This window comes from Egibacter rhizosphaerae, assembly GCF_004322855.1.
GTDB classification, from domain to species: domain Bacteria; phylum Actinomycetota; class Nitriliruptoria; order Euzebyales; family Egibacteraceae; genus Egibacter; species Egibacter rhizosphaerae.
Window position 1 is genome coordinate 18,389 of sequence record NZ_CP036402.1, and the last position, 12,332, is coordinate 30,720.

The 12,332-nt window shown below is 73.4% G+C and carries 10 protein-coding genes; all 10 read right to left on the minus strand.

The annotated features are described in order from the left end of the window. Window positions 1–52 precede the first annotated feature (52 nt). Window positions 53–814 (minus strand): YggS family pyridoxal phosphate-dependent enzyme, encoded by a 762-nt coding sequence (locus ER308_RS00100; RefSeq protein WP_131153126.1) that lies wholly within the window; start codon window positions 812–814, stop codon window positions 53–55. Beyond that, the gene (locus tag ER308_RS00105; RefSeq protein ID WP_205745792.1) at window positions 811–1,623 is read right to left on the minus strand and encodes a purine nucleoside phosphorylase YfiH/LACC1 family protein; all 813 of its coding nucleotides are present in this window, start codon (window positions 1,621–1,623) and stop codon (window positions 811–813) included. The genes ER308_RS00100 and ER308_RS00105 overlap by 4 nt, the downstream gene beginning before the upstream one ends. Then, window positions 1,620–2,813, minus strand: a complete 1,194-nt coding sequence (gene ftsZ / locus ER308_RS00110) for a cell division protein FtsZ (RefSeq protein WP_131153127.1) — start codon at window positions 2,811–2,813, stop codon at window positions 1,620–1,622. Before ftsZ ends, ER308_RS00105 begins: the two co-directional genes overlap by 4 nt. Window positions 2,814–3,174: 361 nt before the next feature. Further along, a complete protein-coding gene (locus ER308_RS00115; protein WP_131153128.1) occupies window positions 3,175–4,020 on the minus strand; it encodes a cell division protein FtsQ/DivIB in 846 nt (281 codons plus the stop codon). Next, window positions 4,017–5,489 carry a UDP-N-acetylmuramate--L-alanine ligase gene (gene murC / locus ER308_RS00120; protein ID WP_131153129.1) on the minus strand — a complete coding sequence of 491 codons (1,473 nt, stop codon included), beginning with the start codon at window positions 5,487–5,489 and terminating at the stop codon, window positions 4,017–4,019. The genes ER308_RS00115 and murC overlap by 4 nt, the downstream gene beginning before the upstream one ends. Further along, window positions 5,476–6,771: a putative lipid II flippase FtsW gene (ftsW, locus tag ER308_RS00125; RefSeq protein WP_165491688.1), complete on the minus strand. Its 1,296-nt coding sequence runs from the start codon at window positions 6,769–6,771 to the stop codon at window positions 5,476–5,478. The genes murC and ftsW overlap by 14 nt, the downstream gene beginning before the upstream one ends. Then, complete coding sequence (gene murD / locus ER308_RS00130) at window positions 6,764–8,194, minus strand: UDP-N-acetylmuramoyl-L-alanine--D-glutamate ligase (RefSeq protein WP_131153131.1); 1,431 nt, start codon at window positions 8,192–8,194, stop codon at window positions 6,764–6,766. Before murD ends, ftsW begins: the two co-directional genes overlap by 8 nt. After that, window positions 8,194–9,264, minus strand: coding sequence for a phospho-N-acetylmuramoyl-pentapeptide-transferase (gene mraY, locus ER308_RS00135; protein WP_131153132.1), 1,071 nt, complete (start codon window positions 9,262–9,264; stop codon window positions 8,194–8,196). Before mraY ends, murD begins: the two co-directional genes overlap by 1 nt. Then, window positions 9,261–10,715 carry a UDP-N-acetylmuramoyl-tripeptide--D-alanyl-D-alanine ligase gene (locus ER308_RS00140; RefSeq protein WP_131153133.1) on the minus strand — a complete coding sequence of 485 codons (1,455 nt, stop codon included), beginning with the start codon at window positions 10,713–10,715 and terminating at the stop codon, window positions 9,261–9,263. The genes mraY and ER308_RS00140 overlap by 4 nt, the downstream gene beginning before the upstream one ends. Further along, complete coding sequence (locus ER308_RS00145) at window positions 10,712–12,208, minus strand: UDP-N-acetylmuramoyl-L-alanyl-D-glutamate--2,6-diaminopimelate ligase (RefSeq protein ID WP_205745793.1); 1,497 nt, start codon at window positions 12,206–12,208, stop codon at window positions 10,712–10,714. The genes ER308_RS00140 and ER308_RS00145 overlap by 4 nt, the downstream gene beginning before the upstream one ends. Between the last annotated feature and the right edge of the window lie 124 nt (window positions 12,209–12,332).

The window sequence follows — 12,332 nt, forward strand, 5'->3', positions numbered from 1 at the left end:
CCCCTGTTCGTCTCGTTCGCCACCCACCCGCGCCGGGTCGATGGGTCCAAGCCTACGCGGCGCCGGGCCGCGGGCCGAAGATCGCCTCCCCGACACGCACGATCGTCGCCCCTTCCTCCACCGCGGTCTCGTAGTCCCCCGTCATCCCCATGGACAGGTGCTGCACCTCGGGGAACGACCCCTTCACCTCGTCACGGAGCTCCCGGAGCCGTGCGAACAACGGCCGTGGATCCGCCTCGAGCGGCGGGATCGTCATCAGCCCCTGGCACGCCAGCCCGGTCATCTCGCGCACCCTGGCGACGGTCTCGCGCAGCTCGTGCGGCGCGACCCCCGCCTTGGCGGGATCGTCGCCGACGTTGACTTGGACGAGCACCGGCTGCACCCGGTCGAGGGCGCGGGCACGCTCCGAGATTCCGCGCGCGAGTCGCTCCCGGTCCACCGAGTGGATGAGGCTCGCCCGCCCCACCACCTCCTTGACCTTGTTCGTCTGCAAGCGCCCCACGAAGTGCCAACGGATCCCCGGGCCGAGCTCGTCGGCCTTCGCGGCGAGCTCCTGGGCACGGCTCTCGCCGAAGTCCACGTGGCCCGCGGCCCGGACCTCGCGGACGGCATCAGCACCGAACGCCTTGCTGACCGCGACGAGGGTGATCGCGCTCGGCGACCGCCCGACGCGCCGTGCAGCCTCGACCACCCGTGACCGCACGGCCTCGAGCCGCGAGGCGCGGCCGTCCGGCCCGTCCGTGCCGTCGAGGTCCTCGGCCGCCGGGTCGCGCGGCGCGCCACCGGAGGCAGGCGACTCAGCGGAAGCACTCATGCGTCCCAGTCTAGGGAGCCGTGCCGTCCGTCCCCGACAGGCGACACCGAGCGCCGGGTGATCGCGGCGGCTTGGCGGCCCTCACCGGGCGCCACGCGATGGCTGAACCAACGGTCGCTCTCGCACCGGGTACAGCTCCCGTAGCCCGCGACGCTCGTCACCCCTCGCGCCGCCAGCTGCGCCCGGGCCGCGGCCGGCAGGTCGAGGGCGGGGGTGCCCCAGGTCGTCGTGGCGACCGCAGCGGGAACGACGCCGGCGATCTCGTCGGCGAGCGAGGCGGGAACCTCGTAGCAGCATCCACCGATGGCCGGTCCCACGACGGCCGCGACGCGATCGGCCTCCGGCGGCGCGAGCGCGTCGAGGGTCGCATCGATGACCCCCGCCTCGATCCCGCGCCGTCCCGCGTGGACCGCAGCCACGCCTCGCCCCGGATCGGCCAACAGCACGGGGACACAGTCCGCCACCTGGACGACGAGCGCGACGTCGGTGTCGAGGGTCACGAGCGCGTCCACCCCCGGCACCGCTTGGTCGTGCCGGATCACCCCTCGGCCCACGTCCCCGCGGCCGACGACCGCGACACCGGCCCCGTGCACCTGCTCCATGAAGACGGCCGCCCCCGGGTCCAGGCCGAGGGAGGCCAACAACGCGGCACGTGCGGCGGCGGGCCGCCCGTTGCCGACCGCGAGGGAGACGTTCCCCCCACCGGGCACGTCCGAGGTGCGCCCGCTGAACGCGAGCAGCGTCCGGGGGTCGCTCTCCAAGCCGAACGCGCGGACGTCCACGACCGGCCAGCCACCGACGTCGGTCACCGCTTCAGGAAGCTCGGGATGTCGAGATCGTCGTCGTCGTCCTCGAGCACGATCTGTCGGCGCTCACCCTCCCGGTCGCTGGCGTCGTGTCCCTGCTCGCGCGTCTCGCCGTTCTCGGACGGGCGGAACACCGCCTCGTCGTCCTCCTCGAGCTCCTCGAGACCGACCCGCGTGTCGTCGCGCTCCGCGGACTCGCTCGCGGCCTCGCGGCGAGGTCGCCCGACCGGTGGCGGGGAGAGCATCCCTTCGCGCTCGAAGCCGGTGGCGATGACGGTGATCTTGACCTCGTCACCGACCGCGTCGTCGATCACCGTACCGAAGATGATGTTCGCCTCGGGGTCGGCGGCATGGGAGATGATCTCGGCGGCCGAGTTCACCTCGTGCAGTCCGAGATCGCTGCCACCCGAAATCGTCAGCAGGACACCGTGCGCCCCCTCGATGGATGCCTCGAGCAGCGGGCTGGACACCGCCATGCGTGCCGCCTCCACCGCGCGGTCCTCGCCCCGGGCCCTGCCGATGCCCATGAGCGCGCTGCCGGCATCCCGCATGATCGTGTTGACGTCGGCGAAATCGGTATTGATCAAGCCCGGCGTGGTGATCAGGTCGGTGATTCCGGCGACGCCCTGCAGCAGGATGTCGTCCGCGAGTCGGAAGGCCTCGAGCATGGAGGTGTTCTGGTCGCTGATCTCGAGCAGTCGGTCGTTCGGGATCACGATCAGGGTGTCGACCGCTTCACGAAGGTCCTGCACCCCCTTCTCGGCCTGGACGCTGCGGCGGCGCCCCTCGAAGCTGAACGGGCGGGTGACCACGCCGATGGTCAGCGCCCCCATGCCCTTCGCGACCTCCGCGATCACGGGGGCACCCCCGGTGCCGGTACCACCACCCTCGCCCGCGGTCACGAAGACCATGTCGGCGCCCTTGAGGACCTCCTCGATCTCGTCGCGGTGCTCCTCGGCGGCCTTCCGGCCCATCTCCGGGTCGCCCCCGGCGCCAAGGCCCCGGGTCAGCTCTCGGCCGATATCGAGCTTGGTGTCTGCATCGGACATCAACAGCGCCTGCGCGTCGGTATTGACCGCGATGAACTCGACGCCGCGTAGCCCCGACTCGATCATCCGGTTGACGGCATTGACGCCGCCGCCTCCGACCCCGGCTACTTTGATGACCGCGAGATAGTTCTGCGGTGCCGTCACCGGTTCTCCTTCACGTCGCCTTGTTCACTGGCCAGTACCCGTATCCGCGCTACACAGGCACCGTCGCGTGGTGCCGGGGAAGGAGCGGCGGTTGGTGCTGCCTGCGCCGCGCAGACGGGGGACGTCCCGGCCCCCTGGCTCGGGGTCGCGGGTGAGCGAACGTCCACAACCCGGTTGCGAGCCCGGGTCGCGGACGGCCGCCGCGCCTCGTCGCGAACCCTCACCCTGAGGTAGAGGGTGAGTGTTCTGTAAACCTGTTCACGGGTCGGCACGGTACGCAGCCCACCCCCCGGGGTCAAGCAGGCGCCCCGCCCCCTTCGGCCGAGTCCGGACAGGAGCCAGCCGGTTGTCAGCCCACCGCTCACGTGTCCCCCTCGCCGTCGTCGGCCGGCACGAGCACCGGGCTGTCGGGTACCCGCACGTCGACCTCGGCAGCGTCGTGGACCTCCCTCGGCAGCTCCCGCAGCAGCCCCGCCAGCACGCCGGCCTTGTGGGGGACGTCCTCCGCCCGCCCGACCCGAGCCCACACCGTTCCCCCGTCAGCCTCCAGACGCGCGCGCAGCTCGAGCACGTCGTGCGCCTCGTAGGCGGTGATGCGGTCCGCGATGTCGGACGGCAGCCGCGCGTGGAACGCGATCGCGTTGATCACCGCGGGCTCGCCGATCTCCCCGCCCGGCGACGGGACGTCGGCGCCGGGAGCGTCGATGTGCACCAGGTCGTCGCGGCCCCCGCCCGTGAGCACGACGCCGCGGTCGTCGACGAGCCACGACCGGTCCTCGAGGCGCACCACGGCCAGCGGCTCCCGTGCGGCGACCGTGATCCGGACCTCCCCGGGCGGAACGCGCGAGACGTCGGCCTCGGCCACCCACGGCAGCGCCTCGGTCGCAGCGCGAGCCTCGCCCACATCGGCGAGCACGAGGTTGTCGCCCGGCTCGATCCCCGCCCGTGCCCGCACCTCGTCGGCCCGGTCCTCGCCGGCACCGTGCACCGCCACTCGCTCGACGTCGAACAGGGGCGAGGCCGCGACGGCTGCCGCCGCCAGGACGATGGCCACCACCGCCAGCGTGCTGCCGATCCACCGGGCCCGGCGGCGACGGGCGGCCGCGTGCACCGCAGCGCGGCGGGCACGGATGGCGGGATCCATCCCGGTGTGCCCGACACCGTGAACATCGGCGGGAGCACGGGGCGGCGCAGCCGGGCCGCTCATGGCCCCTGGGCCTCCTCGTCGTCAGCCGTGGAGGGCCTGCGCGGCGCGGCTTGACGCGACACCGGCGGCAGGCCGCTGCGACCGCGGAGACGATCCAACAGCTGCGGGCCGACCTCGGTGACGTCCCCGGCACCCATCGTCACGACGAGATCGCCGGGCTCCACCTCGGCGAGGACCTGCTCGATGAGCTCGGACGTCGTGGGCGTGTAGGCGACCGAGACGCCAGCGGCCTCCGCGGACTCGGCCACGAGCTGCCCCGTGACGCCAGCGACCGGCGTCTCCCCCGCCGCGTACACGTCGGTGACCATCGCCCGATCGGCCCGGGCCAGCGCCGCTCCCAGGTCGGGCCCGAGCGCGGCGGTCCGCGAGTAGCGGTGCGGCTGGAAGAGGGCGATCACCCGGCCGGCGGGGCTGGTCTGCTGCGCGGCCTGCAACGTCGCCGCGAGCTCGGTCGGGTGGTGTGCGTAGTCGTCCACCACCTGGACCCCGGCGGCCTCACCGAGGTGCTGGAAGCGTCGCTGGGCGCCCGCGAAGCGCGCCAGGCCCCGCCGTACCGCGTCGAGCTCGGCTCCGGCCCATCTGGCGACCGCCACCGCGGCGGCTGCGTTCTCGACATTGTGGGCGCCGGGGACGCGCAGATCGAAGCCGCCGAGGTCCCGGTCCTCGGCCAGCAGGGAGAACCTGGAGCCGGCGGCGCCGAGGGCCTCGTCGACGATGCGCAGGTCCGCGTCCTCGTGCCGGCCGTAGGTGAGCACCGGCGGATCGGCCCTCGCCGCGAGCCGTCGTGCGCCCTCGTCGTCGGCACAGAGCACCACCGGGGCGCCGGCGCGACGGTTGGCGAGGAACCCCTCGAAGGCCGTGTCGACCGCGGCGAGGTCGGCGAAGTGGTCGTGGTGGTCGAGGTCGACGTTCGTCACGACGGCACAGTCGGGGCGGAACGCGAGGAACGAGGAGTCCGACTCGTCGGCCTCGGCCACGAACAGTTCGCCGGTCCCGTGGTGGGCGCTCGTGCCCGCTTCGTTCAGCCGGCCACCGATGGCGAACGAGGGGTCGAGACCGGCGGCCTGGAGCACCACGGTCAGCATCGAGGTCGTCGTGGTCTTGCCGTGCGTACCCGCCACGAGGATCCCGCTGAAGCCCTCGATGAGCGCCGCCAGCAGCTCGGCACGGCGCAGCACGGGAATCCCCGTGCGCCGTGCAGCCACGAGCTCGGGGTTCTCCTCTGGGACCGCGGTCGACGCGGCCACGACATCCGCGCCGGCGAGGTGCTGCGCATCGTGGCCGACGTGCACGGTCGCGCCGAGTGCCTGTAGCGCGGACGTGGCACGGCCACCCCGCAGATCGCTCCCGCTCACCGGGTGTCCGCGCTCGATGAGCAGCGTGGCCAGAGCGCTCATGCCGGCGCCCCCGATCCCCACCAGGTGAACGTGGACGCCGGGCGCGAGGGTGGGTGTGTCAGTGGTCGTCATGGTGGCGGGCGGTCCTCGGGTCGCGAGCACGGTCGGGTGTGGTGCGGCGGGCGCGGCGGACGGAGCCGGTGTCCCGCGGCGAGGCCGGGGCCGAACCCGACGCGCGGCCGTCGCTTCCGGGCTCGGGCTCGGGGGGTCGCGCGGCGCGGGCCACGGACAGCAGGACGCCACAGCCGGCCAGGGTGACGACGAGGGACGTGCCGCCGACGCTCACGAGCGGGAGCGTGACGCCGGTCACGGGCAGGAGCCCCACGACCGAGCCGATGTTCATCGACGCCTGCATCAGCAGCCAAGCCGTGATGCCGGTCGCGAGGAGGCGGCCGTACGTGTCCGGGGCCGCCCTCGCGGTGCGGATGCCGGCGATGGCCAGCCCACTGTAGAGCGCCACGACGAGCAGCGCGCCGAGGAACCCGAGCTCCTCCCCGATGATCGCGAAGATGAAGTCGGTGTCCGCGTTGGGCAGGTACAGCCACTTCGCGCGGCTCTCGCCGAGGCCCGTGCCGGTCAGGCCTCCGCTGGCGAGGGCCAGGTAGCCCTGGACGCTCTGGTAGCCGAGGTTCCCGGCGTCCGCGGCGGGGTCGAGCCACGCGTCCACGCGGTCGCGACGCCACCCCACGCCGGCGATGAAGGTCACGGCGGCGGCGACGACCGCGGATCCCCCGAGGACCGCCAGCCGCGCGGGCAACCCCGCGACCAGGAGCACGACGCCGCCGATACCGGCGACCAGTCCAGCCGTCTCCAGGTCGGGCTGGACCACGACGAGCGCGAACGCGACGACGAGCAACGGCAGGGCGGGCATGAGCAGCGCGTGCACATCCCCTGCGCGCACCCGGTCGGCCCGTCGTCCCAGCACGGTTGCCAGGTACAGCGGCACGGCGAGCTTCAGGACCTCGCTCGGCTGCATCGTCACCGGGCCGATCGCCAGCCACCGACGCGCGCCGCCGCCCTCCAGCCCGAGTCCGGGGATGAACAGGAGGAGGCAGAGCACCAGGGCTCCGGCCACGAGCGGGCCGGACCACCGGGCGAGGATCCGGTGGTCGGCACGGGCGAGCAGCCAGCCGATCCCGACGCCGACCAGCGCCCACAGCACCTGGCGACGGGCGATCCCGAAGGGGTCGCCGAGCTCCGCGGTGGCGCGGACGAACGAGGCCGAGAAGCTCATGAGCAGCCCGAGGACGAGCAGGGTGACGACGCAGGCGAGGAGCAGGGCCGCCTGCGGCGTGGCCCGCCCGGCGCGCAGTGGGGGGCGGGCGAGCAGCGTGCGCGGGGACCGTTCACTCACGGCCGACCTCGGCGTCACGACCGTCGAGCGTGTGGACCGCGGCGGCGAACGCATCGCCGCGCGCAGCGTAGTCCGCGAACTGATCCATCGACGCACAGGCGGGCGCGAGCAGGACCGTGTCGCCCGGCTCCGCGATGGCGGCGGCACGGGCGACGGCGGCCTCGACGGTACCGGTGTGCTCGACGGGCACACCGACGGTCCCGGCCACGGACACGATCTCGGCCGCGCTGGCACCGATCGCGAGGGCGTGCTTGACGTAGCGCGCGACCGTGGGCTCGAGCACCGTGAGGTCGAGCCCCTTCGCGAGCCCTCCCCCGATCCACACGATGCGCCGTCCCTCGCCGCGGCTGGCAAGCGCGGCCGCCGCGGCGTGCGGGTTCGTGGCCTTCGAGTCGTCGATCCAGGCGATCCCTGCGCGCTCGGTCACGAGCGTGAGGCGATGGGCACCCGGCTGGTACGCGGCCAGCGGCTCGGCGAGCTCGCCAGGATCCGCCCCCGCCGCGACCGCCGCGCCGACCGCCGCGGCCGCATTGGCGAGGTTGTGGGGTCCCCGGAGCGCCAGGTGCCCGACCGGCAGGATCTCCGTTGCCTCGGCGGGTTCGCCGGCGCGGCCGACCCGGGCGACGAGCAGGCCGTCCTCGATCCCGACGCCGCCCGGCTCCGGCGGACCGATACCGCTGGTGACCAGCCGGCCGGCCGGCGGGTGAGCGGCACACGCCTCGCGCGCACCCTCGTCGTCCCCGAGCACCAGCACGTCCCCCGATCCTTGCTCGGCCCAGAGCTGCGCCTTGGCGGCGGTGTAGGCGGCTACGTCGGGGTGCCAGTCGAGATGGTCGGGTGCGATGTTCAGCAGCACCGCGACGTCCGGTCGCAACGTCGAGCAGAAGCGCAGCTGGAAGCTCGACAGCTCGACGGCGACCACCTCGGGCGGTTCGGCGGCCGCGAGCAGATCGACGAGCGGGGTGCCGATGTTGCCGCCGGTCGGGGCCGCGAGCAGGGTGCCCAGCAGCTCGGTGGTGGTCGTCTTGCCGTTCGTGCCGGTCACGGCCACCAGCCGCGACCGACCACCGGCGAGGCGCCACGCGAGCTCGGGTTCGCTCCACACCGGGCGCCCCTCGGCCAGGGCGGAGGCCAGCAACGGGTTGTGTTCCGGGATTCCGGGGCTCGCGACCACGAGCTCGGCGTCGCCGAGCAGGGCGGGGTCCTCGAACCCGACCCCGAGATGCACGTCCACGCCGAGTGGACCGAGCTCCTCGGCCGCGCGGCGCGCGTGCGGTGACGAGGCCGCATCGATCGCCCGCACCGACGCCCCCGCCCGTGCCAGGGCGCGCGCCGCGGCCAGCCCCGAGGCACCGAGGCCCGCGACGAGCACCCGCGCGTTCCGGGGGTCCGGGTCACGCTCGGCGGCAGTGGTCGCACCCATCACAGCAGCCCCAGTCGGCCCAGGTAGTCGGTGTAGAACCAGCCGATCCCGATCGCGACGAACAGACCACCGATCATCCAGAACCGCACGATGACCGTGGTCTCCTGCCAGCCCAACAGCTCGAAATGGTGGTGCAGTGGGGCCATGCGGAACACCCGCTTGCCCGTGAGCTTGTAGCTGCCGACCTGCACGATCACCGAGAGCGTCTCGAGCACGTAGAGGCCGGCGAGGACGATGAGCAGGACCTCCGTCTCGGTGAGAACGGCCATGGCGGCGAGCCCTCCACCGATCGCGAGCGATCCCGTGTCCCCCATGAAGATCTGGGCTGGGGGGGCGTTCCACCACAGGAAGCCGAGGGCCGCGCCGCACGCGGCCGCGGCGGCGATGGCCACCGAGTCCGCGTGCAGCCACGCCTCGAGCGAGTAGAGACCCGTGTAGGCGAGCTCGCCGTTCAGCATCTCGCCCTCGCCGTTGCGGAAGATCCAGTACGCGATGAAGGCGAACGCCGCGAAGATGAACGCGCTGGTGCCGGCGGCCAAGCCGTCGAGCCCGTCGGTGAGGTTGACCGCGTTCGACGTGGCCGCGAGCACCACGAAAATCCACACGACGAAGAAGATGCCGAACTCCAGGCCCGTCTGCCCGATGACCGACAGCCGCGTCGAGCTGTCGGCGACCCATTCCGCACCGAGCGCGAAGCCGACCGCGACCAGCGCCTGGCCGACGAACTTCGCCGTGGACGAGAGCCCCAGGTTGCGATTGCGGCGGAGCTTGATGTAGTCGTCGATGAAGCCGACCGCACCCATGCCGGCGAACGCGCCGATCGTGAGCAACCCCCCGGCGGACAGACCGGGCCCGAATCCGTGCGCCGCCACGAGATAGGCGATCACCGCGGAGATGATGAGGGCGGTCCCACCCATGGTCGGGGTGCCACGCTTCGAGTGGTGTGCCTGGGGCCCGTCGTCACGGATGTACTGTCCATACCCGCGCGCTCGGAAGAACCGGATGACGAGCGGCGTGCCGAGCAGGGACAGAACGAGCGCGAGACCACCGGCGACGAGGATCGCGATCACGGGCCCGCGCCTTCCCCCACGAGATCCGCGGCGAGGCGCTCGAGCCCCACGGCTCGACTGGCCTTCACGAGGACCGCGTCGTGGGCGTCGAGCACTCGCTCCAGCACCTCGCGCGCGGCATCCGGGTCGGGCACCAGCGTGACCCCACCCTCGCCCGCGAAGCCCGCCTGCTCCGCGCCGGCGGCGATGGCCGCGGCGTCCGCGCCAACGACGACGAGGCCGTCGAGTCCCAGCGTGGCGCAGCGGTGGCCGATCTCCTCGTGTGCGGCGCGCTCGCCCTCGCCGAGCTCGGCCATGAGGCCCAGCACGGCCCATCGGTGCTCCCCCGGCAGCGCCGCGAGCGTCTCCAGCGCGGCGCGCATCGAGGTCGGGTTCGCGTTGTACGCGTCGTTGAGGACCAGCGGTCGACCGTCCCCACCGGTGAGTTCGGAACGCCACGGCGACAGGCGCGCGGACGCGAGACCGGCCGCGCCGATCGACGGGTCGACGCCGGCCGCGTGTGCCGCGGCGAGTGCGGCCAGGGCGTTGCCGACGTGGTGACGCCCGCTGGCGGGAACGTGGACCTCGACCTCGCTGTCGTCGAACCGGGCCGTGAACGAGGGACACGCTCGTTCATCCAGTCGCACGTCGACCGCGCGCCAATCGGCTGACGCGCCCGGACTCCCCGTCCCGTCCGTCGCGTCGAGACCGTCGGCACTCGCCGCCCCGCCGCCGGCGTAGGTCACGACCGCTCCGGGGCTGCGGTCGCGCATGGCCGCCACGCGTTCGTCGTCGGCGTTCAGGATCGCCACGCCCTCGGGACCCAGCGACTCGACCAGCTCGCCCTTTGCCCGCGCGACGGTCGCGAGATCGCCGAGCAACTCGAGGTGTGCCGCGCCGACGCTCGTGACCACCGCCACGTCCGGCCGCAGCACCGCGGCCAGCTTCGCGATGTGGCCGAGGCCGCGCGCGCCGATCTCGGCCACCAGGACCTCGCTGTCGGCCTCGAGCGCACAACAGGTCAATGGCACCCCCAGCTCGTTGTTGTACGAGCCCGGGTTCGCCACGGTCGGCCGCACCTCGCGACACGCCGCGGCGATGAGATCCTTCGTCGACGTCTTCCCCGTCGAGCCGGTGATCGCGATGACGACCGGGGCGACCTCGTCCCGCACCCACCGTCCGAGCCCGAGCAGCGCGTCCTGGGGCTCGTCGACGACGATGGCGCCCGGCGGCCCGACGCCCGCCTCCGGCCGGTCGGCCGCCACGAGGTAGCCCGTCGCACCACGGGCGAGCGCGTCCTCGATGAAACGGTGACCGTCGGTGCGCTCTCCCGACAGCGGGACGAACAGGGCTCCCGTCTCGACCGAGCGCGAGTCGATCGACACGCTGCGCACGATCCCGTCCGGGGTCGTGTCGGCGCGCAACTCGCCACCGACCACGTCGGCCACCGCGGCCAGCGACAGCGGGATCATTGCCCCTCCCCTGATCGCTCCTCACATGAGGGGCTCTCCCCCGCGAGGATCTCGCGCGCGACCGCACGGTCGTCGAACGGGGCGACGACCCCCTCCACCTCCTGGCCGACCTCGTGACCCTTGCCGGCGATCACGACCACGTCCCCGGGCCCCGCGTGCTCGAGCGCCTTCGCGATGGCGGCACGCCGATCCGGTTCGATCTCCCACGCGTGACCCGCCACCTCCCGCGCCCCCTCGGCCATGGCCTCCAGGATCGCTCGCGGGTCCTCGCTGCGGGGATTGTCGCTGGTGAGGATCGCGTAGTCGCTCCCGGCGACCAGGGCGCGCCCCATGAGCGGCCGTTTCGCGCGGTCCCGATCGCCCCCGCAACCCAGCACCCCGATGACCGTGCCGGGAGCGAACGCCCGGGCGGCCTCGAGCACCCCGGCGACCGAGTCCGGGGTGTGGGCGTAGTCCACGAGCACGCTGAACGGCTGCCCCTCGTCCACTCGCTCCATGCGGCCGGCGACCCCGGTGATGCCGGCGATCCCGAGGGCCGCGGCGGCGGGATCGACCCCGGCACCGTCAGCGATGGCCAGCGCCAGCAGCGCGTTCGTTACGTTGAACGGGCCGGGCAGACGCAACGTGACGTCGAAGGAGGCCTCCCCGAGCCAGGCACGAAAGCGGGTGCCGTCCGGTCGGAGCTCCACGCCACTCGCTCGGACCTGTTCCGGAGCGTCGCGGCTCACCCGCACGACCGGGATCGTCGCCTCCTCCGCGAGCCGGCGGCCGTACGGGTCATCGACGCAGACCGCGCCGGTGGGGGCGTACGCGGGGTCGAAGAGCGCGGCCTTGGCCCGGTAGTACGCCTCCATGTCGGCATGGAAGTCCAAGTGGTCCTGCGAGAGGTTGGTGAACCCCACTGCCGCGAACCGAGTCCCCCGCACCCGACCGAGGGACAGTCCGTGACTGGAGACCTCCATCGCGACGCTGTCGACCCCGTCATCGGCCATGCGCCGGAGCAGGCGCTGAAGATCGGTGGCCTCGGGGGTGGTGCGCAGCCCGGGTACCGGGTGGCCACGCACGCGTGTCTCGACCGTGCCCACGAGCCCCGGGGTGCAGCCCGCCTGCACGAGAGCGGCCTCCAGAAGGTACGCGGTGGTCGTCTTGCCGTTCGTCCCGGTGATCCCGAGCACGCGCAGCTCGTGGGAAGGGTCCCCGTGCACGGTGGCCGCGAGTTCCCCGAGCGCGTCGGCGACGGAGGGCACCCGGAGCTGCGGCGCGGGCTGATCGAGGACCCGTTCGACGACCAGCGCTGGGGTGCCCTGTGTGACGGCGCGGCCAGCGAACTCGTGGCCGTCGGCGGTCGCGCCGGGCCGGCACGCGAACGCGGTCCCCGGCCCGGCCTGGCGGCTGTCGTGGGTCAGATCACCGATGGTGACGCGGTCGTCGCCGACGACCTCTCCGCCGACGCGGGCGGCGAGCTCGGCGAGCGCGGGCAGCTTGGCGGACACCGGTGGGTCGGCCCTCTCGGTCGGAACGGGACGGCTCGCGTGCTGGGGACGCACCGATCCTATCCACACCGCGCCGCGCAACGCGCGACGTGGCGCAGGGTCAGGGCCGACGACGTCGGCATCC

Excerpts from the sequence above, each read along its gene's own strand:
- ER308_RS00100 (WP_131153126.1), bottom strand. The coding sequence starts at position 814 with ATGAGTGCTTCCGCTGAGTCGCCTGCCTCCGGTGGCGCGCCGCGCGAC.
- ER308_RS00115 (WP_131153128.1), bottom strand. The coding sequence starts at position 4,020 with ATGAGCGGCCCGGCTGCGCCGCCCCGTGCTCCCGCCGATGTTCACGGT.
- murC (WP_131153129.1), bottom strand. The coding sequence starts at position 5,489 with ATGACGACCACTGACACACCCACCCTCGCGCCCGGCGTCCACGTTCAC.
- murD (WP_131153131.1), bottom strand. The coding sequence starts at position 8,194 with ATGGGTGCGACCACTGCCGCCGAGCGTGACCCGGACCCCCGGAACGCG.
- ER308_RS00140 (WP_131153133.1), bottom strand. The coding sequence starts at position 10,715 with ATGATCCCGCTGTCGCTGGCCGCGGTGGCCGACGTGGTCGGTGGCGAG.